Below are 26,382 nucleotides of genomic sequence, written 5' to 3'. Positions count from 1 at the left end.
TCCATCCCCGCCGCCCCGCGTTGATTTGGATGGTGCCAGCCTAACAGGAAGTGTTTTTCAGCGCACTCATCCGTAAGAATGATTATTTTCATCCCTCCTAGGGACCATATCGCGGCAGTTGATAGCCGCATAGGGTCGGAAGCTAACGGGAAAAAGGCTTCCTGGCGGATAAGGAGCACCATGCAGAACAAAGCGGATACTTCACCTTCACAAGGGTTAATCGACAGTGCAGGCCCAGGCGTCGCGGGACCGCCGGCCGTCAGCGCCAGGCAGCTGACCAAGGATTATGGGCAAGGCTCGAATGCTGTCCATGCCCTGCGCGGAATTGACGTGAATTTTGAACGTGGCCGGTTCACGGCCATCATGGGGCCTTCAGGTTCGGGCAAGTCAACGCTCATGCACGTTCTGGCCGGTCTGGATACTGTCACCTCTGGCCATGTCTATATGGCCGCTGATCTTCTGCAGCCGAAGAGCAGACATCGTCATCATTCATCGATCGATCAGGCTGGCCGAGTCGACCTGACACGACTGGACGACCGTCAGCTGACCCTGATCAGGCGGCGACATCTGGGATTCATCTTCCAGAGCTTCAACCTGCTGCCTATGTTTACGGCCAAACAGAACATCCTCATGCCGCTGGTACTGGATGGCGTTCGGCCCGACAACTCGTGGATGAAGCAGCTGGTAGAGACGCTGGGTTTGTCGGAGAGGCTGAACCATCTTCCCGGTGAATTATCCGGGGGACAGCAGCAGCGGGTCGCCATCGCCAGAGCGCTGATAATCAAACCCGGTCTGGTCTTCGCGGATGAACCGACGGGGAACCTGGACCTGGCCGCCAGCACTGGTGTTCTGAAGTTCCTGCGTGATTCCGTATGCGAGCTGAATCAGACCGTCATCATGGTCACTCACGATGCCTATGCCGCATCCTATGCCGACCGTGCATTGGTCTTTGCCGACGGACAGATCGTTGCGGACCGACAGGATCCGACGGTGAAAGCCATGAACGATCTTCTGGCTGAACAAGTTTCGGCTGGCGCTGCTGGCTATTCCCAGGTACAGGACTAGGGGGTGCATTGTGTGGCGGATAACCCGTACGATGATGAAGCGCGATGTGCGAATGATGATGCCGGCTGGTCTGGCCATCGTGATCGGCACCCTCTTTATGTGCCTGACACTTCTTTTTGGCAACGTGGCGAATGCCTCCATGCGCCGCGAGATCAGCATGGGTTCCGGTCAAGCCAACTATGCTGTGACAGCCAGAAGGGATCAGGATAAGCCAATTCTGTTCGACGAGTTCGATAGCAGGGGGTTGTCGAAACTGCAGGGGGTTCGTGGTCTGCGCCCCGATGTCAACCTCATGGTGGATACGGAAGCAAACGGTCGGTCCAGCAAGGGGATTCTGGCCATTATGGGTGCCAGGCAGGAGCTCATGCCTATCGATTTGGATCGGGGACAATGGCCGGATTCAGATGATCAGGTTGTACTCCCACGTTCCGTCGCTGGCAGGCTCCGGGTGGGCCTTGGGGATAAGGTGCGCCTCCATCTGTCCTTGTTGATGCTGCCAGGAAGTGATAGTGCTCAGGATTCTTCAAATAAAGAGAGTCTTGTTCACCAAGGCACTGTGAACTTGACCATCTCAGGTATCAGCAAGAGCCGTGGTGGACAGTACGACGACTTCGGCGGAGCTGTGGTGCTGACGGGTTCTCGGATTGATCGTCTGCTGACTAAGGCGGGAATGGTTGGACCGGCGTCCCCTCCTGTGGAAAACGTCTATCTGCAGGTTGATGGCCAAGGCAAGGAACTTCAGAACACACTGCATGACATCAGTCGATACGTTCCCGACGGATACCGGCTGGAGGACCGTCGCGCCATGGAGGACAGGCTGCTCAGTGAGCAGACCGGCAATGGTGTGAACATCATGACTGTCTTCCTCATGACTTTCGGTGTGCTGGCCATGGTGGTGGCTGCCTTGGTGATTGCCAACACCTTCCAGATCATGGTGGCCAGACAGCGCAGGTATCTGGCCCTGCTGAGGGTTATTGGTGCGGATCGACGGCAAATCAGGTTAGGCGTGCTGCAGCAGGCACTGCTTCTTGGTGTCATATCGTCCTTGATTGGCATCCTGCTGGCCATGGGCTTGATGGGTCTTGCCGATTGCTTTGGTTTGCATTCGGGCACCATGGAGCTTGCACTTCTGCTTACTCCTGCTGCCCTTCTGGTTCCATTTGCGCTTGGCGTTCTGGCAACCTTGGTGGCTGCCTTTGGGTCTACTCGTTCGGCTATCAAAGTCAGACCGCTTGAAGCCCTGCAGCCAGTGGACTATCAGGAGCAAGGAAGCAGGAAACGGACCGGTTTGCTGATCAGCATCCTGTTGGCGGTCATTGGCATAGCGTTCGTGATCTGGTCCTCTTGGCGTGTCAGGGAGCTAGTCAGGACAAACACCGGCGGTACAGTCCAGACCACTAATCAGCAGGAACTCTTGCTAGGTCTCGCGGTATTTGGTGTTTTGCTGATTTTTCTGGGTGCGCTGATAGGTGCGCGTCGGTGGATTCCAGCTCTTCTGCGTTGCCTGGGTAGACCTGTGTCCCGGATTGGACCATCTTGCAGGGTTGGAGTGGCGAATATCGCTCGAAATCCCTCACGAGTCGCTGCCACAGGTGTTGCTCTGCTGATCGGTGTAACCCTGGTCTCCACTCTGGCTACAGGTGCGGTAACCACTAAACGGACCTTGGCAAAGGATATTGATCAGCGTTATTCCTTGGATATTGAAATATCTGGTCAGGGGCTGAATAAGAATAATGTGCGGGCCATTCAGCGTATCAAAGGTGTCGCTGATGCAGAGCTGGTGCAGCGATTCAATGCCAAGGTCGAGTCAGGAGGCCCTTCACAAGATTCCATGACTGTCTATGCCTTGGATGCTTCACGGATCAGGCGTGTGCTTCATGCGGATCTGGGTCCAGGTATGCAAAGGTCGAATGCACTGCTGATGTCGACCAGAACGATTTCCAAGCATTCCGGTTACCGGAACGGAGGTCAGTTGAAGTTGTCAATAGCTGACCCTCAGGCGGATGTTGAACGTGAAAAAGAGGCAGTTGCAAGAAGAACATTGACTGGGGTCCTTGCCGGATTCGGCGGGCTGGATACCAGTGGCGTCTATGCAATCACGGACTCCCAGAATGTCGCTGGGATAAACACCAAGACACATGAAATCTGGATCAGGACGCAGGGAGATCGTGATGCCGCACTGCTCTTGGATGACATACGTCAGGCTGTCGGAGAGCATGACGACATGGCTATCAGCGGGGGGCTGACGCAAAAGAGACTATGGGGCGAAAGAATCGATTCCTTGCTGGCGATCATGGTGGCATTGCTGGGCGTTGCCGTCATTATCGCTCTCATAGGGGTCTCCAACACTTTGATGATGTCGGTGCTGGAACGCCGTCGTGAGACCGCCACGCTCAGAGCAATCGGCATGAGCAGCGTCCAGGTTCGCCGATCCTTGGGAGTCGAAGCCTGCATGATTGCCCTAGGAGCCAGTCTGGCTGGAATCGTTCTAGGAATGCTATTCGGGTGGATAGGAGCCTATCAGGTCTTTGTGCCCTTAGGATCCGTGACCTTCACCGTGCCATGGTCGGCTTTTGCGCTGATACTGCCGGTGGCCTTGCTGGCTGCGGTGGTAGCCAGTGTGCTGCCAGCCAGGGAGGCAGTCAAGGTTTCACCCATTGAAGCGCTCAGTGACGATTGATGCTGACTGATGGCCTGGTTCATACCAGATGGTTTTCGTAAGCGAAGACCACTGCTTGGACACGGTCGCGGGCATTGATTTTCTGAAGAATATGAGTGACATGGGTTTTCACCGTGGGCAGTGAGATTCCCAGATTGTCGGCAATCTCCTGGTTGCTCAGGCCTTGGGCTATGTGAACCAGAACCTGCAGCTCGCGGTCAGTGAGCAGGTCCGCTTCGGGATCGCGATAGGTTGAGCCTGATGGCATGGATCCGGTCCCAGGCATGTCATGAGCCATATGTTCGATCAGTCGTTTTGTAGCCGAAGGGGCGATGATCGCATTGCCTTGGTGAACTGTACGGATGGAGGATAAGAGGGTTTCAGGCTCGGTATCCTTGAGCAGAAATCCTGATGCGCCGGCTTTTATGGCTGCCATGACGTATTCGTCAAGATCGAAGGTGGTCAGCACAATGACCCTGGGCTCCGGACGGTCAGGCGACAGAGCAGTGATCCGGCGGGTGGCTGTCAAACCATCCATGCCGGGCATTCGGACATCCATGAGGATCACGTCAGGCCGCAGGCGTGAAGCCAGGTCCACCGCTTGCTCGCCGTCTGCGCCTTGGCCGACCACGGTCATGTCATCCTGGGAGCCGATGACCATGGCAAAGCCAGCCCGGACCAGATCCTGATCATCCACGATGGCAACGCTGATGGGTTCGGTTCGTTCCATAACTTCGTGCTTCTTTCCGCTAGATGATGGTCAGCGCCACGATCCGATTTTATCTGAGTCGAGCGTGGCTAGGAATTGCGACTGGTTTCAATTTGTAGCCAAGGTAATCGCTGTCTGATTGAGTGTTGTCTAAGCGATGGTTGTCTGAGTGATTGTTACCGAAATAACTGTTGACGGAGCCACTACCAAATGGTGAAGTGAGCCGCTTCGGTTACTGACTCCTGGCCTGAGCTGATCTTCAGGTCCGTGATTCATAGAATGCTCCATTCTTCTGCTGGGCTGATTGTTTGCTGTGTTCGTTTCCTGTGTATCCATTTCCTGTGTGCTCGCCACAGGAGGTGCACATCATCAAGAACGCTCATGTCTGGAGTCCGGTTGGTCCGATTAGACATGCTTTGATTCCTTATCCTGTTGCGAATGTTGCGGAGGGTTGTCAGGCTGATCGTCAAGATCTACTGGCAGGGGTTTGGCTGGGTGAAGAGCCGGCAAAGGTGCGGTCTTGTGGGTGGGATCGACCATATGGTTCCTGTCTGAATTAGGGCTCACGTCCGGGTCATTGGTGGTGTCGATGTCTGAATGCACATCAGTGCTGGAACTGTGACGCAGGACTGTGAGTAGTTGTCGCATGCGAGCCAGGGCCTGGCGTCCTTGGGTTGCAATGTCGCCGAAGGCTTGTGCTACCTGTTCTGGGGGAGGGTCCACCCCCTTGACTCGATAATCGTTCAACTCGGCGATGGCCTTGCCGGTGGATGCAATGACTGTATTCAGTGTGGCGGCCACCTCTACCTGCATGGTGGCGCCGATGAGTTCACGCTCTTGATTGGCTGCCAGAGCCTGGCTTTCCTGCAAGGTCTGGTTTAGCGCGCGCTCGCGCTCCTGCTGGAGAAGCAGGATCGAACCACGAGTGCGTCGGCGTGAGGCAATCAGAATGGTCAGCAGGCAGATCAAGGCCGGAGCGACCATCACTATGAAAAGCGCTAAATGGGATGCAGAAAAAGAGGCTTCTGCTGGTCCTTCTGTCACGTAAGACAAAATGGTGGGACACCCTTGGTTATTGACTGCACATCTGACAGCCCACAAAACCATATCCGTGATGACCGCGAACGGAACCCAGCGCCTGGTGGAGTTTTTACCGTAAACCATCGCCGAATAGACGGCGATCGGGGACAAGACTGCAGCTTCCGGCAGCCAGGGCGAGAAGAGCAACAGCAGGGCGGCGACTGCAGCCACTATGGCGGCGCAAATGTCTGGACGGACTCTGCGCACAATCAGAGGCAAAGTGATAGCTAGTGTGGCAATGATTCTTGCTGGCCGGCCTGGATCATATTGGGGAGTGACAGGTGCTATGGCAAGAGCTTGACCTGGATTTTCTACCAATACGACTCCGATTACCAAACCCAGGTCGGCCGTCAACGGATGGCGTTGGAACCAAACGAAGAGCGTGGAGACAATCGAACGCAGGGACCATTGCGTCTGTCGGTTGGCATGTATTCCTGCTTCAGGGTCGGGTTTTGGCGGAGTAGCAAAAGGAATCCGCGCCTGGAGGTGGTAACCGCCTTCTGGCTTGGGACCAGCTTGAAGGCTGCCACCCAGGGAAGTCAGTCGTTCGCGCATTCCCAAAAGGCCGAAACCTGAATGCTCAGGTCGGTCCATCTGCGGCGGAGAATCTGAATTGGTAGTGGCATGATCGAGCGGTTGGTCGTCAATGGTTAGGCACAGACCGTCTGTGAGCCACTGTTCTTCAATCAGCACATCCGAAGCCGGAGCGGCATGCTTGCGAACGTTGGTCAAGGCTTCTTGGAGGACCCGATAAGCAGTCATGGCGCGGCTGCGATCCAACTTTTCTGGGTGGGGTCGGCCTTTGAGGCGTCGGTTGAATTGAGATTCTGGCTGAGCAAGTTGGGCGGCATCTATCAAGTTTGTCCATGATTCGTAGCTGGTCGGCGGATTGCTTGAAGAGGTGGCACCTGAGGGCCAAATACACGCATTGTCGGCCGTATCAACGTTGGCCTTGGCAGTATTAGCAGCTGGAGTCTCTTTGCTTGTATGAAGATAGTCGCTGGCTTGACTTGGCTGAGTGCGATCTGTTCCGGCTGGATCCGGATCATCAGCGTTCGCGGATTGACAAGGGGAATTCGTTTGGGCAGTTGCTTGAGATTGGTCAAGGGTATGGATGTCGGCAAGGTCCGTTGGTGATGGGGAAGACGGGTGCTGACTGGGAGGGGGATTTGCTGCTTTTTGGCTGGTTTCGGTTGCTGGGTTGGTCGGTGATTTAAGCTTGCCGAAGAGGGAGCTCAGCTCGCGTAGGGCGCGACGGCTCTCTTGATAGATGGTGCGCATGGTCTTGAGGGCCAGGCTCGCATCGGCAGTGGCTGCGTATCTGCCGGCATCCGCCTGCACAATGACGATGGACAATGTGTGGGCGACGACATCGTGCATGTCGCGAGCTATGCGGGCCCGCTCAGCGCTGGCAGACAGGGCGGCGCTCTGTTCTGCCTGCAGGGCCAGGGCGTGATTGCGTCGACGAGCCTCGTCAAGGGCATCTCGCCTGGTCCGCGTCCAGTAGGCTGCGACGATGGCTACGAGCAGTAAAAGCCCTTCGATCAGAAAATTCGATAGGAAGGTGGTCGCCAGTTCTCTGAATGAGATCGGCCACATTGAGGTGCGGTCCGGCTGTGCTCTGCCCGGAGGCAGAAACCTCAAATCGACCAATGTGAAGATAAGGCAAGATAGGGGCGTCATGACCCAGGCCAAGGTCAGGTAGAGTCGACGCAGGGATGGGCGTCCGTAAAGCAGACATGAATAGACCATAACCAGGCAGACTGCATCGGCGGGCATGATGGCTGGCCCCAACAGAAGCTGAGCCAGAGCCATAGCGACGAAGAGCCAGGCTGCCAGGTCGGGGAATCGACGACGGATAACGACAGGGGCTATGAGCAGGACAGTCCACATCAGGGTTAGGTTTTCCTGCAAGGGGATCAGGGCCCCATCTTTGAGATTGGCGGTGGAGCCGCTCAATAGAAGCAACAGAAGGATGGCGAAGAGAGCGTCAGTCAGCAGCGTTCGATTGTTGGACCTGGTGATTGGTCGCTGCGCTGTTTGACTGACTGTGTTCATGGAATCAACACTATTCGAGGGCGGGGGGAGGCGCCATCAGTCCGAGGGATGATGTGGTCAAATGTGGTCCCGGGCTCTCCCAAAGTGGATAAGTCGGAGCAGTCGCGATCGGGAGTGGATGCTGAACGGCGAGTTGGAAGATAGTGAGTCGGAAGATGGCGGCTTTGCAGGTGGCGATTGCCGTTTACCGGTCTAGCCACTTCGGCTTTGGGAGGCCTGATACCGTTCCTTGCCATGGTGCTGTACACGCATTCTTACTTGGAATGGCTTTCTGCATAGCATGCACGGTCGAGACGTATGCGTACCCCAATGCACGTCCCAACCTTTAGAGGGCTTTACTGGCAATAAACTCGGATTCCGTGCTTGGATTCACCAGGCAGTGAGAGCGGATCGAAGACTTGCGCTCAGTCGGCAATGAGTATGGGTTCCATATGGATTCCACATCTGCGCTCAACCGGCACCGGCAATTGGCAATTGGCAACCGGCAACAAGTATGCATCCCATATCCAACCATCCAGCCTGTATTCCACAGATACCAGTCAGGCCGACGAATCGTCGTGCATTCCGCAACGGTTCGTCGGCCTGACAACGCAGGGGAGGGCACCCAGTCTCAGGAGAAGCGCAGCCGAATCTGCTCGGCCGTGCCGTAGGAGGCCTGCGCCCCCTGCCCGGTGGCGGCGTAGGCGGAGACGTAGGAGGCCAGCTGGGCGGCCTGCACCAGGGTCATGTCGGAGGCCAGGCCGGCAAGCACAGTGCCCATGAAGGCGTCCCCGCAGCCGGTGGTGTCCACAGCGTCCACATGCACGGCGTGAATCCGGTATGTCTGGCCCTGGTCCAGCACCATGGATCCTTCGCCGCCCAGGGTGACGATGGCCCGATGGAAGCCGAAGTCCTGCATGGTCTGGTTGATCCGGTCCCAATCGGCCCCCAGCCAGTCGCCGTCCTCGGGCTCGTCGATGCCCAGCAGCTGGGCCATCTCATGCTCGTTGACCAGGATCAGGTCCGAGTTGGCGATCAGGTCGGCGGGCAGGTCGGCGCGGAAGGGGGAGTCGTTGAGCAGCACGGTCATGCCTGCCTCGTGGCCCATGCGCGCGACCTCGGTGACCGTCTCGATGGGGCTCTCCAGGCACAGCCCCAGCACCTTGGCCGAGGTCAGGGCCTGGCGCGAGCGGTGGGCGTAGTCCACATCCACCTTGCCGTTGGAGCCGGGGGAGTAGACGATGGTGTTCTCGCCGCGCGCATCCACGGTGATGACTGTGGTTCCGCTGGCTCCCGGCACGGTCATCACATGGGAGACGTCCACCCCGGCGTTGCCCAGCTGCCCCAGCAGGAAGTCGGCGTTGGAGTCGGATCCCACGGCCCCGAAGAGCCTGACCTGGGCGCCGATGCGGGCCGCGGTCGCCGCCTGGTTGGCCGACTTGCCCCCGGGCAGCACCTGCAGGGGACCGCCGTTGATGGTCTCGCCGGGCTTGGGCAGCCGGTCGGTGTTGACGGTGTAGTCCGCATTCATGGACCCGACCACCGAGATGGATCCCGTGATGGCATCCAGTCCCTTGAGCACCTGGTCGGGTGCCGCCGCCATATCTTGAATCATGTTTCTCCGTTCCTTGATGAGCTTGTCCGCCTTGATGATCACGCTGTGACAGGTTCAGGGATCCTGGCCGGTGTGCGCGGGCGGGCGACCCACCGAGGCGCAGTGGCGGTAGCTGGTCTGCAGTCGGACCGACCGCACGGGAGAGCCTGCCATCAGAGCCAGGAGCATGTCCACGCAGCGGGTCCCCATGGTGTCGATCTGCTGGGAGATGGTCGACACTGCCGGGGTCAGGATGCGGAAGACGGGCAGGTCGTCGAAGGTGATCATGGACAGGTCCTCGCCGATGCCGATTCCCCGGGACTGGGCCGTTTTGATGGCGCGAATGGCATCCAGGGAGGATCCGAAGAGCACGCCGGTGATGCCCTGCCGGGCCCAGAGGTCGATCATGTCGGGGTCGAAGGTGCCGGGCTCCACCTGGTCGGCCAGAGGGTCGTCCATGCCCTCGATGCCTGCCAGCAGGTCCCGGTAGACGTCCAGGCGTTCCCGGAAGGTGGCCGATTCCCTGAGGGGTCCGGGCACCAGGGTGATGCGTCGGTGGCCCTGGGCGTGCAGATCCTCAAGGGCCTGCCTCAGGCCGGGCTCGGGGTCGGCGTCCACGCAGGGGATGACCCGCCCGTCGCGCCCGGCGGCACCCTCGGCGGCACGGTCCACGCAGACCAGAGGCAGCCCGCGTCTGGTCAGCTCCTCCAGGGTGCGCGAGGAACGCGGCCCGGGCACGATGATGGCTCCGTCGATGTGCTGGCCCAGCAGATTGCGCACCTGGGCCCGGTCCTCGCCGGGGTCGCCCTGGGTGGAGGTGCAGATCAGGGTCTGGAAGCCGTGGTTGAGCAGCTGGCCCTGAATCAGGTAGGCCAGATCCGCGAAGTAGGAGTTGCGAATGTCGGGGATGAGCAGGCCGATGGTGCGCGAGTGTGCGGAGTGCATGGACCGGGCCCGAGAGTCCGGCACATAGTGCAGGTCGTGGATGACCTGGTTGATGCGCTGTCGTGTGGCGGGGGAGATGCGCCCGGAGTCGTTGAGGGCTCGGGAGACCGTCGATACGGAGACACCGGCCCGTTGGGCCACATCCCTGATCGTCGCGTACGCCATCATGGCCTTTCGTCGAAGTGGTCGGCCGCCGGGCCGGACTGCCGACCTCGGCGGTTGCCTGACCGCCGCCATGGGCAGGCGAACGGTTCTGACAGCCTTCAGTTATATCAGTGCGGTAACGATACCGCAACTTTCACAGCATGGCCCGTCGAGGCTTGGCTATGAGTGAAGGCGGTTGAGGCTAAATGTTCGGGGGTGGGGCTGTTGTTTGCGCGATTATGCTGGGGTAGGGAGATGAACAGCGGCCGGGCTGGTCGGAGGCTGTTGAGCCTCTTGGCCGGCCTGGCCGTGTTTCCTCCTCTCCCAGGCGGGGGCAGGGGCGTGCATGCCTGTCCTCGGCTGCTGCCTGCGGAAGTGTGGTGGGGGCGCGGGAGGGAAGTGTCGGCTCTCTTGGGGTTTGAGCCTTCAGTGACACTTTTCCTCCCTGCTCCCCCTATGTAGGGCCGGGGGCGGGGGGATTGATACGCCCCCGGCCGCTCTTACTCGTGCGAAGCATGTGAGAGTTGGTGTTGTTCCCTCCGGTGGCGGCGGGATGCGAGGACCCCGCCCATGCCGGTCATGCCGGTGGCCAGGGCGAGCAGGATGCCTTCCCCGCCTGCCTTGGGGAGCACGCCTGCTGGCAGGTATGTGTACTTCAAGGAGGTGTCCGGCGTTTGGGGTGCGCCGCCCAGCGTGTAGTCCACGCTGACGGTGACCGTGCCCGGCTGGTGTGCGGGCGTGGTCACGGTCACGCTGCTGCCGTCGCCGCGCGTCAGCCCTGATGCGGGGGTCTGGTCGAACCTGACGCCGGTGATCACCAGAGCCAGGTTGAACGACACCGGCACAGGAGTCAGCTTGTTGCTTGCGGTGCCGTCGCCGAGCCGGCCATAGCCGTTCCATCCCCATGCCCAGGCGTTGCCGTCGCTGCCCACGGCCAGCGAATAAGCGCCTCCGGCGCTGACCTGCACGGCTTGCAGTCCTTTGCTCTTGTCGGTGGGGCTGGCGGGGTCGCGCACACGGACAGGAACAATCGAGCCCTTGGTGGTGTTGTCGCCGAGCAGGCCAGCCCCGTTGCTTCCCCATGCCCAGGCGCTCCCATTGCTGCCCAAGGCCAGCGAATGAGCGTATCCGGCGCTGACCTGCACGAAGGTGAAATCCTCTGGCAGGTCCGGGTAGGTCTTGTGGTCGGGCGTCTTCACCCTGACCGGCGTAGTCCGCCTGGTGGTGATTGTCCCGTCGCCGAGCTCGCCATCGTGGTTGTATCCCCAGGCGTAGGCGTTGCCGTCGTTGCCCAGGGCCAGCGAATGCAGCTCTCCGGCGCTGATTTGCACGAAGGTGAAATCCTTGGGCAGGTCCGGGTACGTGTTGCGGTCGGGCGTCCTCACCCTGACCGGCGCAGATCGGACGTTGTTGGAGGCCGTCCCGTCGCCGAGCTGGCCAAAAGTATTGGATCCCCAGGCGTAGGCGTTCCCGTCGCTGCCCAGGGCCAGTGAATACCAGGATCCGGCGCTGACCTGCAGGTAGGTGAAATCCTTGGGCAGGTCCGGGTACGTGTTGCGGTCGGGCGTCTTCACCCTGACTGGCGTATACCGGTCGGTGGTCGTCCCGTCGCCGAGCTGGCCCCGGTTGTTGCTTCCCCATGCGTAGGTGTTGCCGTCGCTGCCCACGGCCAGCGAATGATCGGTTCCGGCGCTGACCTGCAGGTAGGTGAAATCCTTGGGCAGGTCCGGGTACGCCTTGCGGTCGGGCGTCTTCACCCTGACCGGCGTATTCCGGTCGGTGGTCGTCCCGTCGCCGAGCCGACCATTGCTGTTGGATCCCCAGGCATAGGCGTTGCCGTCGCTGCCCAGGGCCAGCGAATGAAAGTGTCCGGCGCTGACCTGCACGTAGGTGAAATCCGTGGGCAGGTCCGGGTACGTGCTGCGGTCGGGCGTCTTCACCCTGACCGGTGAATGCCGCTCGGTGCCCGTCCCGTCGCCGAGCTGGCCCCGGTTGTTGTATCCCCAGGCGTAGGCGTTGCCGTCGCTGCCCACTGCCAAGGAAAAACCATAGGTAGCAGTACTGTCGTATTTTCCTCCGCTGACCTGGCTGAACCTGATGCCCCGGCTGGCGTTGTCTGGCGGGGTGATGGTGGCGGGTTCCCTGCCTAGCTGGCTGCCCTTGTCGGGGCTGATGCTCCACTTGGTGTTCCGGCTTGCCGGCGTCCAGTGGGCGGCCAGGGTCAGGTCCTTGTCGACGGGCCTGCTGAAATCGTAGGCGACATCCCCGGTGAACCATCCGTCGAACAGGAAGCCTTCACGCACAGGGTCGGGTGAGGGGCGCTTCACCCTCCCGTACGGGGAGGAGACATGCTGGTCCGCTGGTATAGGGCTTCCGCCGCCCGTGTCGAAGCGGACCGTGAACGTGGATCGTGGTTCAGCAGCTCGCGCCAGCGGCTGGTCGACCGTGTAGTTGAGGTTTCTGGTGAAGGGCTGGCTGTCCTGCCTGCCGGTGATGGTGATGGCGGCTGGTCCCGGCTTGTGGGCGGGCATCTGCGCCTGCCAGGAGCTGTTGTTCCTGGTGAGTTTGAGCGGCTGGCCGTCCATGCTGGCTGATTTCAGGATGGGCGCCTGTGCGGTGTCGAGCCGGGCTGGCTTGCCGGGCTGGCCCTGCTCGTCTAGGCTCCACCTGTATAGGCTGCCCTGTCTGCTGATGGCGGTGACCCTGCTGCCGGTTGCGGCGGCCTGCACGTATGGCTGATTCCCGTTGTCCGTCCGGGTGGGCTTGCTGCCTGGCTGCCAGGCCCAGATGCGGCCGTCCTTGCCGGTGATCATGGCCAGGCTGTCGTTGGCGGTGATCCTGCTGGCTTTCATGCCTTCCGGCAGGCTGACTGGGGTCATGCTGGCATTGCTGCCAGCCAGGTACCAGGCCTGCACGTCCGTGTCCAGGAGGATGAACCCCTGGCTGAGCGCCTGGGCTTGAATGATGCGCATGTCCGGGTCCAGCTTGATACGTTCGGGTTTGGCTTTCCTGGTGTTGCTTGTGTCCCAGGTCCAGGCCTGCCCGTCCGCGTCCACGATGAGAGTCTGGCTGCCGGAAGCGACGGCGAGGACGGCCTGCGCCTGCCCAGGCAGGCTGGTTGCGGCCTGCTTTGTGAATTTCAGGTTCAGACCCTGACTGTCGGCATCGCTGGCCTGATAGGTGTGGATTCGTCCCTGCTGGTTCACGGCAAGCAGCCGGTCATCGTTCATGCTGATGCTGGTAAATCGGATGTTCCCATCGGCGTTAAGGATGGTGGGTGTGGGCTGTTGGCTGTTCCAAGCGTAGATCTTCTGGTCGGATCCGAGCGCCGCCTGCCATCGGCTGCCGGATGCGGCCTGCAGGTAGTGGAACCCGTCGGGAGCCTGGACGGGAGAAAGTACCTGTTTAGGTGTGCTGTCCTGCGTCCAGGTGTAGATGCGGCCGTCGCCGGTCAGGCCGACTGTCTGCTCGCCTGCAGTGTGAATGCTGGCGAATTGAGGCTCCTGCCGGTTGGGTAGGCTGATGGTCAGCTGCGCGCCGGTGGCGGGCCCATGGTCCGGGTTCAGCGTCCAGTCCGCGGCTTTGGTCCACTTGGCTTTCAGTGTGGTGTTTTGGAGGATGGGGGTCTGGAAGTCGAAAGGCTGGCCGTCAAGCGTCCATCCGTCGAACCGGAAGCCATCACGTTGCGGGTTCTGTTGCGGGGGAGTGGCGAGGGTGCCGGTTTGCACGGTTGACTGGGTAGGCTTGCTGCCGTCGGCGGGGTCGAAGCGCACTACATGCGTGGCTTGATTATCTGTCTTTTTGGCTGATTCAGCCGGAGCGGAGGCCATTCTGTCGGGTGTTCCCGTAGTCGATGACGAGGTGCCCGGACTTGGCGTTGCGGGGTTTAATGGTGTGGTGGTTTGTATTGGTGAGGGTGTGGGTAGTGGTGTGCTGGTTGCGTTGCTGGGGAGGGTGCCGGGGGTTTGCTTAGCTACGCGAGGGGTCTGACGACCCCCCCCCCCCGGTGAGTATGGGAGCATCCGCCGCGTTGGCGGATGCGACGCCCAGGCCTGCCAACAGGCTAATCATGACGACCATCATCGCCATGATGCGACGCAGACGGGAAACCACATGCATGAAACCAAAACCCCTTCACCAAACACCAAACGGAATCAACGCCGCTTGTCTAATAAAGTTCTTCCTGTCGGAAAGCCGTGCTGCCTGTCAATGCCAGCCCTGCATCGGATTACAGGAACCATGGCGCAAGCCAGTCGTCTTCTCGACATCCCCCGCTTTTCACCCTACCACCCAGTCCGCAGACAACACACAAGCCAGAACCAATCGTCCGGCGACAATGAGCGTGGCAATTGGGGAAAAGCGATTGTTTACGAAATTATGAGGTTGTAGGGAATGAACGGCGACTTGCCTGACTGAGTGCTGTAAGCTTCATATGTCGGCCTGTCTGTGTTTCTCTGTTTCTCTCCTTTTCCGAATGTGGGTGTGTATGCCTGCCCTGAACTCCAGCAGATAAAAGTGTGGTGGGGGCGCGGGAGGGAAGTGTCGGGCTCTCTTGGGGTTTGAGCCTTGATTGACACCTTTCCTCCCTGCTCCCCTGTGTAGGCCGGGGGCGGGGGGATTGATACACTGCCCCCGGCCTCTCTTACTCGTGCGAAGCTTGTGACAGTTGGCGTGTTTCCCTCCGATGGCGGCGAGATGCCAGAACCCCACCCATGCCCGTCATGCCGGTGGCCAGGGCCAGCAGAATGCCCTCACCGCCGGCCTGAGGGAGCACGCCTGCAGGTGTGTACGTGTATCTGAGGGACGTGTCGGTCAGTGTGTTTCCCGCGCCGCCCATCGTGTATTCCACGCTGACCGTGACCGTGCCTGGCAGATGTGCAGGCGTGAGCACTGTGACGCTGTTGCTGTTGCTGTTGCTGACAGGAGTCAGATGCGTGCCAGGGCTGGTGTCGAACTTGGCTGCGGCGATCACCGGCTGCGGGTTGAACATCACCGACACGGGAACTAACTTGCCGTTGGTGGTACCGTCGCCGAGCCGACCGTTTCCGTTGTTTCCCCAGGCGTACACGTATCCGTCACTGCCCACGGCCAGCGAATGCCAGTATCCAGCACTGATCTGCGTGGCTTTTAATCCTTTGCTCGTATCAGTAGGGTTGGCGGGGTCACGCACGGGCACAGGAACATACGAATCCGTTTTTGTGTTGTTACCGAGCTGGCCATACCAGTTGTATCCCCAGGCGTATACGTATCCGTCGCTGCCCAGAGCCAGCGAATGCCAGTATCCGGCGCTGACTTGTATAGCTTTCAGTCCTCTGCTCTCATCAGTAGGGCTGCCGGGGTCGCGTACGCGCACAGGAACATGCGAATCCGTTTTCGTGTTATTGCCGAGTTGGCCAGAGCTGTTGTATCCCCAGGCGTATGCGTATCCGTCGCTGCCCAGGGCTATCGAATGCCGGCCTCCGGCGCTGACCTGTACGTAGGTGAAATTCGTTGGCAGGTCTGGATACGTCTTGCGATCAGGTTTCTGAACCATGACCGGCGTATATCTGGAGTTTTTGGCCGTCCCGTCGCCGAGTTGGCCATACGTGTTGTCTCCCCAGGCGTACGCGTTCCCGTCGCTGCCCACAGCCAGGGAGAATGAACCAGTGTTTGAGCTGCTGATCTGGTTGAACTTGATACCGTTTGTATTGGTTGGTGGGGTAATGGTGGTCCTTTCACCGCCGATTTGGCTGCCCGTATCAGGGCTTATTGTCCACTTGTTTGACGACCAATGGGCAGTAAGTCTGAGGTCTTTGGTCACAGGCTTGCTGAAGTCGTAGGCGACGTTGTCGATGAACCATCCGTAGAACTGGTAACCATTGCGCGTCGGGTCGGGGGAGGGCCGCTTCACCCTACCGTAGGGGTAGCCGACTTGCTGGGGTTGGGGTGCCTGGCTTCCTCCTGCTGTATCGAAGGTGATCGTGTGGGTGGAATCCTGTTGAGCATCCCTTAACAGCGGCTGGTCGACGGTGTAATTGAGGCTCTTGGTGAAGGGCTTATCGTCCTGCCTGCCGGTGATGGTGATGACGGCCGGCCCGGGATCGCGGGCGGGGACATCTGCCTGCCAGACATCACCGGTTTTGCTGAGCGGCAATGCTTGGCCGTCCAGGCTGGCTGATTCCAGAGTGGGCGCTGTGGTGGAGTCGATTTTTGCCGGCTTGCCGGGCAGGCCTTGGGCGTCGATGCTCCACTGATATAGGCTGCCCTGCCTGTCTAGGGCGGCGCTTTCGTTGCCGATGCGGACTGCTTGCATGTAGTGCTGGTTCCCGCTGTCTGCGCGCATGGGCGCTTCGCCTGGCTTCCATAACCAGAGGTGCCCGTCCTTGTCTGTGATGATGGCTTGGTCATTGCTGGCGCTGATCCGATTGGCTTTCGTGCTTTCTGGCAGGTTGACGGCTTTGGCGCTGGTCGTGCTGTCGGCCAGGTACCGGGTCAGCCCGTCAGCGTCCAGCAGGAGCAGCCCCTGGTTGAGGGCTGCAGCCTGCATGATGGGTGATGGCTTCGTGTTTCCTGCCTGGCCTGGCTTCCATGCCCAGGCTTGCCCGTCAGCGTCCACGATGAGTGTCCGGCTGGGGGAGGCGACGGCGAGTATCGCCTGAGTTTGCCCGGGCAGGCTGATCGTGGATTGCTCAGTGGGTTTCATGTTCCGGCTGTCGGCCTGGCTGGCCTGGAAATTGTGGACACGGCCCTGCTGGTCCACGGCCAGCAGCCGGTTGCTGCTTGTGCTGATGCTGGTGAACCTGATGTTCAGGTCAGTGTCGAGGATGGTGGGCATGGGCTGTTGGCTGGTCCAGGTGTAGATGTGCTGGTCGGATCCGAGGGCCGTCTGCCATTGGCTGCCGGCTGCGGCCTGCAGGTAGTGGAATCCGTCGGGAGCCTGGGCAGGGAGAGGAACCTGTTTTGGTGTGCCGTCTTGTGTCCAAATGTAGATGTTGCCGTCGCCTGTCAGACCGACAAACTGGCTGTTTGCCGTGTGGATGCTCGTGTAATAGGGTTTTTTCTTGTCGGGCGGACTGACGGTCAGCTGTGTACCTGAGGAGGGTCCGTGGTCCGGGCTCAGAGTCCAGTCCGTGGCCTTGGTCCAACGGGCGGTCAGCGTCGTGTCTTGCAGGATGGGGGTCTGGAAATCGAAGGGCTGGCCATCAAGCGTCCACCCGTCGAACCGGAAGCCCTCACGTTGCGGGTTCTTTTGCGGAGGTGAGGCAAGCGTCCCGGTCCTCACGGTCGCTTGGGTGGGTTTGCTTCCGTCGGCCGGATCGAAGTGCACCGTGTGCGCGGCCTGATCATCTGTCCGCCGGGATGGCCTGGTTGAAGCGGAGTCTGCACTGCTTGGACTATTTGTCGGCGATGACGGGGTGTTTGGGCTTGATGTCGTGGGGCTCAGGGGCGAGGGCGAGGGAAGCGGCGTGCCGGTTGTGCTGCTGGGAAGAGTGGCGGGGGTTTGCTTAGCTACGCGAGGGGTCTGACGACCCCCCCCCCCTCGATCAATATAGATTCAGTACCAGCGTCGGTTTCAGCTTCGGCTCCGACCATGCCCAAGCCTGACAGGAGCAGCAGAAGAATAATTACGAACGACAGCGAACGCAATCGGGAGCTTATACGCATGACTTACAAACCTCTTCCCCAACAACAGGCTTGCCTGCCATCTGTTCTTCCCCAACGGCCGGCCAACACCACTGCTACGTCTTACTTTCAGAAGAGTCTCTCGGCCATTCAAGGCTGATCTGGCGCCAATTGCGCTGATGCAGTCAGAAGACGAAAGACCCCTCAACATCCCCACAAAAATCATACCATTGCAACATGCAGGCATCGGCCAAATCCCCGTCCAGCGGTTGAGAAAGAGCGACTGCTTATAGTAATTATTTGAGATAGAGAAACAAACAGCGGCCGGGCTGGCTGGGGGCTGTTGAGCCTCTTGGCCGGCCTGGCCGTGTTTCCTCCTCTCCCGGGCGGGGGCGGGGGCGTGCATGCCTGCCCCTTGGCTTCCCGCCTGCGGAAGTGTGGTGGGGGCGCGGGAGGGAAGTGTCCGCTCTCTTGGGGTTTGAGCCTTGATTGACACGTTTCCTCCCTGCTCCCCCTAGGTGGGCCGGGGGCGGGGGGATTGATACGCCGCCCGGCCGCTCTTACTCGAGTGAAGCGTGAAGCAGTTGGCGTTGTTCCTTTCGGTGGCGGCGGGATGCAAGGACCCCGCCCATGCCGGTCATGCCCGTGGCGAGGGCGAGCAGGATGCCTTCCCCGCCTGCCTTGGGGAGCACGCCTGCGGGCAGGTACGTGTATCTGAGGGAGGTGTCCGGCGTTTGGGGTGCGCCGCCCAGCGTGTAGTCCACGCTGACGGTGACCGTGCCCGGCTGGTGTGCGGGCGTGAGCACGCTGACGCTGCCGCCGTCGCCGCGCGTCAGGCCTGATACGGCGGTCTGGTCGAATCTGACGCCGGTGATCACCAGCTGCAAGTTGAACGACACCGGCACAGGAGCTGACTTGTCGTTTTTGGTGTCGTCACCGAGCTGGCCACAGCTGTTGTATCCCCAGGCTTTGGTGACTCCATCCGTACCGATAGCAAGTGAATGATACAGTCCGCCGCTAACCTGTACGGCTTGCAGCCCCTGGCTGGTGTCAGTGGGGTTGCTTGGGTCGCGCACGCGCGCAGGAACAAGCTTTTTCTTCGCGGTGCTGTCGTTACCGAGCTGACCATAGTCGTTAGCTCCCCAGGTGTAGACGTATCCATCGCTGCCCACGGCCACCGAATGATAGTCTCCGGCGCTCACCTGTAGGGCTTTCAGTCCTTTGCCTTTGGCGGTGGGGCTGGATGGGTCGCACACGTGGACGGGAATATGGTTCCCGTCGAATTTACTGCTGGTGGTGTTGTTGCCGAGCTGGCCATAGTAGTTGTATCCCCAGGCGTAGGCGTATCCGTCGTTTCCCACGGCTAGCGAATAATCGGTTCCGGCGCTTACCTGTGCGACTTGCAGTCCTTTGCTCGCGTCTGTGGGGCTGGCGGGGTCACGCACGTGGACAGGATAAGTCGAAGAGATGGCGCTGGTGTTGTTGCCGAGCTGGCCAAATGTGTTCCTTCCCCAGGCGTAGGCGTATCCGTCGCTGCCCACGGCCACCGAATGCAGGCCTCCTCCGCTTACCTGTGCGGCTTTCAGTCCTTTGCTCGCGTCTGTGGGGCTGGCGGGGTCACGCACGCGCACGGGGAAAGACAAATTGCTGGTGTTGTTGTTGCCGAGCTGTCCTAAAGTGTTGTATCCCCAAGCGTAGGCGTATCCGTCGCTGCCCACGGCCAACGAATGCCAGTATCCGGCGCTTACCTGTGCGGCTTTGAGACCTTTGCTCGCGTCTGTGGGGCTGGCGGGGTCACGCACGCGCACAGGAACAGAATTCGCATCGGAATCACTGGTGGTGTTGTTGCCGAGCTGGCCATGGTCGTTCCTTCCCCAGGCGTAGGCGTATCCGTCGCTACCCAAGGCCAGCGAATGAAACCATCCGCCGCTGACCTGCACGTAGGTGAAGTCCTCGGGCAGGTCCGGGTACGTCTTGCGGTCAGGCGTCCGCACTTTAACCGGCGTAGTCCGGGTGGTGGTCGTCCCGTCGCCGAGCTGGCCGTACGTGTTGTCTCCCCATGCCCAGACGTTCCCGTCGCTGCCCACGGCCAACGAATGATTGCCTCCGCCGCTGACCTGGCTGAATTTTATGCCGCTTATGCTGTCTGGGGGGGTAATGGTTGTGGATTCCCTGCCCAACTGGCTGCCCTTATCAGGGCTGATGCTCCACTTGTTGTTATGGCTTTCAGTCCACTTGGCGGTGAGGGTGAGGTTCTTGTCGACAGGCTTGCTGAAATCGTAGGCGACCTGCCCGATGAACCATCCGTCGAACAGGAAGCCTTCACGAGCCGGGTCAGGGGAGGGCCGCTTCACCCTGCCGTTTATGGTGGAAAAACTCTGTTCTGCTGGTACGGGGTTTCCCCCACCCGTGTCGAATCGGACCGTGAGCGTGGATCTTGGTTCGGCGCCTCGTGCCAGCGGCTGGTCGACCGTATACGTAAGGCTCCTGGTGAAAGTCTGGCCGTCCTGCCTGCCGTTGATCGTGATGGCGGCTGGCCCCGGCTTGTGGGCGGGCATGTCAGCGTGCCAGGAGCCGTTGTTCTTGGTGAGTTTGAGCGGCTGTCTGTCCATGCTGGCTGATTCCAGGGTGGGCGCCTGTGCGGTGTCGAGTCTAGTTGGCTTACCGCCGGGCTGGCCCTGCCCGTCCAGGCTCCACGCGAACATGTCGCCCTGTCTGTTGATGGCGGTGATCCTGCTGCCGGTTTTGGCGGCCTGCATGTACTGCCGGCTTCCGTTGTCCGTCCGGGTAGGTTTGCTGCCTGGCTGCCAGGCCCAGGTGCGGCCGTCCTTGCCGGTGATGATGGCCAGGCTGTCGTTGGCGGTGATCCTGCTGGCTTTCATGCCGTCCGGCAGGCTGACGGCTGCAGAATCGGCTGTGCTGTCGGCCAGGTACCAGGCTTGTCCGTCCGTGTCCAGGAGGAGGGCTCCTTGGTTGAGGGCTTGGGCTTGGATGATGTGCGTGTGCGGATTCTGCGTAAGGCGTTCGGGTTTAGCGTTTCCGGTGTTGCTTGCGTCCCGGGTCCAGGCTTGCCCGTCGGAGTCCAGGGCGAGGATCCGGCTGCCGGAGGCGACGGCGAGGACGGCCTGCGCCTTCCCGGGCAGGCTGGTTGTGGCCTGCTCCGCGGGTTTCGGGTCTTGGCTGGCCTGGTAGGGGTGGATCTGTCCCTGCTGGTCCACTGCCAGGAGCCGGTTATCGTTCATGCTGAGGCTGGTGAATTGGGTGTTCCGGCCGGTGTCAAGAATTGTGGGTGTCGCTTGCCCCCAGGCCCAGGTGTAGATCTGCTGGTCGGATCCGAGTGCTGACTGCCATCGGCTGCCGGCTGCGGCCTGCAGGTAGTGGAACCCGTCTTCGGCCTGGGTGGGGAAGGGGACCTGTTTGGGTGTGTTGTCTTGCGTCCATGTGTAGATGCGGCCCTCGCCTGTCAGGCCGACAAACTGGTCTCCTGCGGCTTGGATGCTGGTGTAGTAGGGTTCCTGCTTGTTGGGTGGGCTGATGGTCAGTCGGGCGCCGGTGGTGGGCCCGTGGTCCGGGCTCAGCGTCCAGTCAGTTATCTTGGTCCACTGGGCTTTCAGACTCGTGTCCTGCAGGATTGGGGTCTGGAAGTCGAAAGGCTGGCCGTCAAGCGTCCACCCGTCGAACCGGAAGCCCTCACGCTGAGGATTGTGTTGCGGGGGAGCGGCGAGGGTGCCGGTTTTCACGGTTGACTGTGTTGGCTTGCTGCCGTCGTCGGGGTCGAAGCGCACTATGTGCGAGGCTTGGTCATCCTTCTTCTCTATTGACTTAGCCGGAGTGGGGTCTGCGCTCTCGGGTGTTCCCGTCGCCGATGACGGGGTGCCCGATGTGGGGCTTAATGGTGTGGTGGTTTGTATCGGTGATGGTGTGGGAAGTGGGGTATTTGGTGCGTTGCTGGGGAGGGTGCCGGAGGTTTTGTCAGCTACGCGAGGGGTCTGACGACCCCCCCCCCCCGGTGAGTATGGGAGCGTCCGCCTGGGCGGATGCGACGCCCAGGCCTGCCAGCAGGCTGATCAGGACGGTCATCATCGCCAGGATGCGACGCAGACGGGAAACCAGATGCATGAAACCAAAACCCCTTCACCAAACACCAAGCGGAATCAACACCGCCTGCCTAATAAAGTTCTTCCTGTCGGAAAGCCACTCATTGCTCAATGTCAGTCCGTGCAACAGATTGCACGAGCCGGGACAAAAGCCAGTCGTCTTCTCGACATCCCCCGCTTTTCACCCTACCACCCAGCCCGCCAACAACACACAAGCCAGGTCCAACCGCCCGGCGACAATGAACCCGACTGATCTCAAAGAAAGGAGCCAGCGCATGACCAACCAGGGATACTATCTGCCGGGACTCTACGTTCGGGAGGGGTCCATCTCCGTTCCTTTTGACTGGGCGGGCAGTGAACCTGGCGTCTGGCGAGCCGAAGATCATTCGGACCAGGCGGTCATCCGCTGCTTCTACCGTGTGGTCTGCGCCCCCGAGCACATCCACGACGACCTGCCGCTGCTGGTCTACCTGCAGGGCGGACCCGGCTCGGGCGCCCCACGGCCGCTGAACGCCACTGCCGACGGATGGATGGCCGAGGCCCTGCGCCACTTCCGCATTGTCCTGCCCGACCAGCGGGGTACGGGTCGGTCCAGCGCCATCGACGGCTCCACCATGGCCTCCCTGGGCGAGCCCCGGGCCCAGGCCGACTATCTGAAGCATTTTCTGGCGGACTCCATCATCCGGGACTTCGAACACCTGCGTCGCACGGTCTTCGCCGGCCGTCCCTGGGTAACCCTTGGGCAGAGTTTCGGCGGCTTCCTGACCATGGCCTACCTGTCGAACTTCCCCCAGGGGCTGGCTGCGGCTTTCACTACCGGTGGTGTGCCGCACATTCCCACTGATGCCTATGAGCTCTATTCCCATACCTTCACCAAAATGGCCCAGCGGTCCCAGATCTTCTATCAGCGCTATCCAGGGGACCAAGACCGTGTGGCGGCCATTGCCGACCGGCTGGCCCAGGGCGATGTGGTTCTGCCCGGAGGCGACCCCCTGAGCGTGGAGCGGCTGCAGACCCTGGGCGCCGACCTGGGCAAGAGCGGTGGGTTCGAGCGTCTCCACTGGCTGTTGGACACGGCCTTCCTGGACGGCGACGGCAGCCTGCCCGCTTCTGGCTCTAGCAGCTCCCGGGCCACCCTCTCGCAGGCCTTCCTGGAGGGGGTGCGGGCGGCCACTACGGTTACGCCGCTCTACTGGCCCCTGCAGGAGTTCATCTACGCCGATGGGGACTGCGAACCCCTGCGCTGGGCCGGGCAGCGGGTGCGTGATGCCCGTCCTGAATTCGACACTGCTGCCCGCCCGCTCATGTTCACCGGGGAGGCGATCTTCCCCTGGATGTTCGAACAGGAGTCGGCCCTGCGCCCCTTCGGCCCGGCGGTCAGCTTGCTCATGGAGGAGGGCTCCTGGGGCCGCCTGTACGATCCCGACCGTCTGGCCGACAATCAGGTTCCCCTGCAGGCCGCGGTCTATGCCGACGACCTCTATGTGCCCTCGGAGCTCCAGCTGGACACCCTCTCGCGCGTGGGTCACGCCCATGCCTGGGTGACCAACGAGTTCGAGCATGACGGCCTGCACGGGGACAGGGTCTTTGCCCACCTCTACCGGCTGGCCCTGGATCGCGGCGATCTGGAGGGGCTCTTCCCGGCGCGCAGCTAGACTTGAGGGCATGAACACGGACTCATTGACTCTCGGATTCATCGGATACGGCAACATGGCCCAGGCCATGGCCCAGGGGCTTGTCGATGCGGGCGTGCTGCCCGGCGGCCGGATTGTCGCCTGCGCAGCCCACTATGACCGGCTGGTGGAGCGGACGGCCCAGTTGGGGGTGCGGCCCATGCACTCGGGCACCGAGGTGGCTGCGGCCGCCGATCTGGTGATTCTGGCTGTCAAGCCGGAACAAGTGGCCCAGGTCTGCGAGCCCATCCGCCATGAGCTGGCTGACCCGGACCGCATGGTCCTGTCTGTTGTGGGCGGCATGACCCTTGAGGACTATACCGATCTCCTAGAGGAGGGTACCCACCTGATCTGCGCCATCCCCAATACCCCCATTTCAGTAGGGCAGGGGGTTCTGGTCACCCAGGAGGACGATACCCTGACCGACCAGCAGCGGGAGCTCTTCACCCAGGTCTTCGACCCGGTGGCCATGATCGAGCGGCTGCCCCGAGAGCTGGTCTCGGTGGGCACGACCATCGCCGGATGCGCGCCCGCCTACACGGCCATGTACATGGAGGCCTTGGCTGACGCCGGGGTGGAGCATGGGCTGCCCAGGCAGGCGGCCTACCGGCTGGCGGCGCGGATGGTGGAGGGGACCGGAGCCCTCTACCTGGCCACCGGCACCAACCCCGGGGCCATGAAGGACGCGGTCTGCTCGCCGGGCGGAACCACCATCAAGGGCGTTGCATCCCTGGAGAAGCACGGCTTCCGTGGAGCGGTCATCGAGGCCATCGATGCGGTGGAGCGCGGCGACTAGGGGGAGCCACGCCGGGGCAGTCCGGGCAATAGACTGGTGCATATGTCGTTAACCATAGGAATCGTCGGGCTGCCCAACGTCGGCAAGTCCACACTCTTCAACGCCCTCACCCGCAACAACGTTCTGGCGGAGAACTACCCCTTCGCCACCATCGAGCCCAACACCGGCATCGTGCCCCTGCCCGACGACCGGCTGCCCGTCCTGGCCAAGCTGGTTCACACGGACAAGATCGTGCCCGCCACGGTCACCTTCGTGGACATCGCTGGCATCGTCAAGGGGGCCTCGGAGGGGGAGGGGCTGGGCAACCAATTCCTGGCCAACATCCGCGAGGCCGACGCCATCTGCGAGGTGGTTCGCGCCTTCAATGACGACGACATCGTCCACGTCAACGGCAAGGTGGATCCGGCCGACGACATCGACACCATCAATACCGAGCTGATCCTGGCCGACATGCAGACCATCGACAAGGCCCTGCCCAAGCTGGAGAAGGACCAGCGCGGGGGCAAGATCAAGCCCGCCTACCTGGACACGGTTCGTAAGGCCAAGGAGATTCTGGGCCAAGGCCGGACCATCGACCAGGCGGCCCAGGCCGGGGACATCGACAAGGATGAGCTCTACGACCTGCATCTGATGACCGCCAAGCCTTTCATCTACGTCTTCAACGTGGACGACGACGAGCTGCAGAACGAGGACATGGAGAAGCAGCTGACCGACTCCGTGGCTCCCGCGCCCGCCATTTTCTTGAATGCCCAGTTCGAGTCCGAGCTGACCGAGCTGGATGAGGCCGACGCCCGCGAGATGCTGACCGATGCCGGGCTCAAGGAGTCCGGCCTGGACCAGCTGGCCCGGGTGGGCTTCGACATCCTTGGTCTGCAGACCTTCCTGACCGCCGGGGTCAAGGAGGTACGCGCCTGGCAGATTCACAAGGGCTGGACCGCCCCTCAGGCCGCCGGCGTCATCCATACCGACTTCGAAAAGGGCTTCATCAAGGCCGAGGTGGTCTCCTACGACGACTTCGTGGCCGCCGACGGGTCCTACGCCAAGGTGCGCGAGGAGGGCAAGATGCGCCTTGAGGGCAAGGACTACGTCATGCAGGACGGCGACATCGTGGAGTTCAAGACCGGCATTCCCTCCGGTTCGAAGAAGTGAGCGCGAAGCCAGGGTTCGCCATTCGCCGTGGCCATGGGCTGCCGCTGATTTTCGTGCATGGGTCCGGTGTGGACCACCACATCTTCGACGACCTGGATCCCGTATTCGAGCGGGTGTGCGGTTTCGAGCGGATCTATCTGGACCAGCCCGGTTTCGGCCGTACGCCGCCCGACCCGTCCATCCTCGACCTAGACGGTCTGGCCCGGTGGCTGGATGACCAGGTGGACATTTTCAGCGGCGGCGGCCCTTTCGCCTTGGTGGGCAACTCCCTGGGCGGGCTGCTCAGCCGTCATGCCGCCGCCGGTCGACTGGACCGTTGCCGGGGGATGGCTCTGCTCTCCTCGGTGGTCGACCCGGTGACCGCCCACAGGCGTCTGCCCCCGCGTCAGGTGCTGGTCCGGGACGACCAGGGCCTGGCCGATGTGGACGAGTTCACCAGGCATGCCTACCGGCAGATGGCCGTGGTGGAGTCCCGGGAGCATCTTGAGGCCTACCAACGCACCATCATGCCCGGCATTCGTTCGGCCGATGCCGACACGGTGGCGCGAATGGAGGGGCACTACCAGCTGGACCTGGACTTCGACCAGGTTTGGTCCGGGTTCATAGCCCCTGTGCTCTTTGTTTGCGGACGCCAGGACGACCGTGTGGGCTACCTGGACCAGTTCGACCTGGCCTGCCGCTTCCCTCGAGCCTCCTACTCGGTGCTGGATCGGGCCGGCCATAATGTGCAGATCGAGCAGACCGCCCTAGTTTGTGACCTGCTGGAGGACTGGGCCAGGCAGGTGCTGAAAGGCTGAGTCTCTCCCGGTTTCGTCTGCCATTACAATGAACT

11 protein-coding genes and 4 pseudogenes are annotated in these 26,382 nt (G+C 61.2%); 7 read left to right on the top strand and 8 right to left on the bottom strand.

Annotated features, from left to right (window positions below; genetic code table 11):
- The first annotated feature begins 180 nt into the window (after nucleotides 1–180).
- Both LPC22_RS00620 and LPC22_RS00615 read left to right on the top strand, forming a co-directional pair.
- On the top strand, nucleotides 181–1,065 hold the full coding sequence (locus tag LPC22_RS00620) for an ABC transporter ATP-binding protein (RefSeq protein ID WP_229131646.1): 885 nt from the start codon (nucleotides 181–183) through the stop codon (nucleotides 1,063–1,065).
- A gap of 31 nt (nucleotides 1,066–1,096) precedes the next feature.
- A complete protein-coding gene (locus LPC22_RS00615) occupies nucleotides 1,097–3,745 on the top strand; it encodes an ABC transporter permease (protein ID WP_229131645.1) in 2,649 nt (882 codons plus the stop codon).
- A 19-nt stretch (nucleotides 3,746–3,764) separates the two neighbouring features.
- On the opposite strand, the gene LPC22_RS00610 is transcribed toward LPC22_RS00615, so the two are convergent.
- Together LPC22_RS00610 and LPC22_RS00605 are read right to left on the bottom strand one after the other, a co-directional pair.
- Nucleotides 3,765–4,454, bottom strand: a complete 690-nt coding sequence (locus LPC22_RS00610) for a response regulator (protein WP_229131644.1) — start codon at nucleotides 4,452–4,454, stop codon at nucleotides 3,765–3,767.
- A 384-nt stretch (nucleotides 4,455–4,838) separates the two neighbouring features.
- Nucleotides 4,839–6,893 carry a histidine kinase gene (locus tag LPC22_RS00605; protein WP_229131643.1) on the bottom strand — a complete coding sequence of 685 codons (2,055 nt, stop codon included), beginning with the start codon at nucleotides 6,891–6,893 and terminating at the stop codon, nucleotides 4,839–4,841.
- On the opposite strand from LPC22_RS00605, the gene LPC22_RS00600 reads away from it, so the two are divergent.
- The gene (locus tag LPC22_RS00600; protein ID WP_229131642.1) at nucleotides 6,873–7,046 is read left to right on the top strand and encodes a hypothetical protein; all 174 of its coding nucleotides are present in this window, start codon (nucleotides 6,873–6,875) and stop codon (nucleotides 7,044–7,046) included. The genes LPC22_RS00605 and LPC22_RS00600 overlap by 21 nt on opposite strands.
- Before the next feature lie 147 nt (nucleotides 7,047–7,193).
- On the opposite strand, the pseudogene LPC22_RS08505 reads toward LPC22_RS00600, so the two are convergent.
- The 6 genes and pseudogenes from LPC22_RS08505 to LPC22_RS00570 form a co-directional block, all read right to left on the bottom strand.
- A pseudogene (locus LPC22_RS08505) lies at nucleotides 7,194–7,571 on the bottom strand (DUF7134 domain-containing protein); the annotation flags it as partial.
- Nucleotides 7,572–8,181: 610 nt separating this feature from the next.
- Nucleotides 8,182–9,165 (bottom strand): ribokinase, encoded by a 984-nt coding sequence (locus LPC22_RS00595; RefSeq protein ID WP_373312842.1) that lies wholly within the window; start codon nucleotides 9,163–9,165, stop codon nucleotides 8,182–8,184.
- A gap of 54 nt (nucleotides 9,166–9,219) precedes the next feature.
- Nucleotides 9,220–10,254, bottom strand: a complete 1,035-nt coding sequence (locus tag LPC22_RS00590; protein WP_229131641.1) for a LacI family DNA-binding transcriptional regulator — start codon at nucleotides 10,252–10,254, stop codon at nucleotides 9,220–9,222.
- A 479-nt stretch (nucleotides 10,255–10,733) separates the two neighbouring features.
- A pseudogene (locus tag LPC22_RS00585) lies at nucleotides 10,734–14,352 on the bottom strand (RCC1 domain-containing protein).
- A 523-nt stretch (nucleotides 14,353–14,875) separates the two neighbouring features.
- Nucleotides 14,876–17,877 (bottom strand): annotated as a pseudogene (locus tag LPC22_RS00575) (RCC1 domain-containing protein).
- Nucleotides 17,878–18,395: 518 nt separating this feature from the next.
- A pseudogene (locus LPC22_RS00570) lies at nucleotides 18,396–21,954 on the bottom strand (RCC1 domain-containing protein).
- Between the two features lie 253 nt (nucleotides 21,955–22,207).
- Here LPC22_RS00570 and LPC22_RS00560 point away from each other — a divergent pair.
- Genes LPC22_RS00560 through LPC22_RS00545 form a run of 4 tightly spaced genes read left to right on the top strand, consistent with a single transcriptional unit; the run spans nucleotide 22,208 to nucleotide 26,347 of the window.
- Complete coding sequence (locus tag LPC22_RS00560; RefSeq protein WP_229131635.1) at nucleotides 22,208–23,587, top strand: alpha/beta fold hydrolase; 1,380 nt, start codon at nucleotides 22,208–22,210, stop codon at nucleotides 23,585–23,587.
- 10 nt (nucleotides 23,588–23,597) lie between these two features.
- Complete coding sequence (gene proC / locus LPC22_RS00555) at nucleotides 23,598–24,401, top strand: pyrroline-5-carboxylate reductase (protein ID WP_229131634.1); 804 nt, start codon at nucleotides 23,598–23,600, stop codon at nucleotides 24,399–24,401.
- Nucleotides 24,402–24,443: 42 nt separating this feature from the next.
- Nucleotides 24,444–25,550 (top strand): redox-regulated ATPase YchF, encoded by a 1,107-nt coding sequence (gene ychF / locus LPC22_RS00550; protein ID WP_229131633.1) that lies wholly within the window; start codon nucleotides 24,444–24,446, stop codon nucleotides 25,548–25,550.
- Nucleotides 25,547–26,347: an alpha/beta fold hydrolase gene (locus tag LPC22_RS00545; RefSeq protein WP_229131632.1), complete on the top strand. Its 801-nt coding sequence runs from the start codon at nucleotides 25,547–25,549 to the stop codon at nucleotides 26,345–26,347. Before ychF ends, LPC22_RS00545 begins: the two co-directional genes overlap by 4 nt.
- The last annotated feature ends 35 nt before the right edge of the window (nucleotides 26,348–26,382 follow it).

The sequence above is a fragment of the Bifidobacterium mizhiense genome, from assembly GCF_020884755.1.
Taxonomy (GTDB): Bacteria; Actinomycetota; Actinomycetes; order Actinomycetales; family Bifidobacteriaceae; genus Bombiscardovia; species Bombiscardovia mizhiensis.
This window is presented reverse-complemented; position numbering and strand designations above follow the sequence as displayed.

Coding starts and splice junctions, on each gene's coding strand:
- LPC22_RS00620 (WP_229131646.1), top strand. CDS start 181: ATGCAGAACAAAGCGGATACTTCACCTTCACAAGGGTTAATCGACAGT.
- LPC22_RS00615 (WP_229131645.1), top strand. CDS start 1,097: ATGATGAAGCGCGATGTGCGAATGATGATGCCGGCTGGTCTGGCCATC.
- LPC22_RS00610 (WP_229131644.1), bottom strand. CDS start 4,454: ATGGAACGAACCGAACCCATCAGCGTTGCCATCGTGGATGATCAGGAT.
- LPC22_RS00605 (WP_229131643.1), bottom strand. CDS start 6,893: ATGCACGATGTCGTCGCCCACACATTGTCCATCGTCATTGTGCAGGCG.
- LPC22_RS00595 (WP_373312842.1), bottom strand. CDS start 9,165: ATGATTCAAGATATGGCGGCGGCACCCGACCAGGTGCTCAAGGGACTG.
- LPC22_RS00590 (WP_229131641.1), bottom strand. CDS start 10,254: ATGGCGTACGCGACGATCAGGGATGTGGCCCAACGGGCCGGTGTCTCC.
- LPC22_RS00560 (WP_229131635.1), top strand. CDS start 22,208: ATGACCAACCAGGGATACTATCTGCCGGGACTCTACGTTCGGGAGGGG.
- proC (WP_229131634.1), top strand. CDS start 23,598: ATGAACACGGACTCATTGACTCTCGGATTCATCGGATACGGCAACATG.
- ychF (WP_229131633.1), top strand. CDS start 24,444: ATGTCGTTAACCATAGGAATCGTCGGGCTGCCCAACGTCGGCAAGTCC.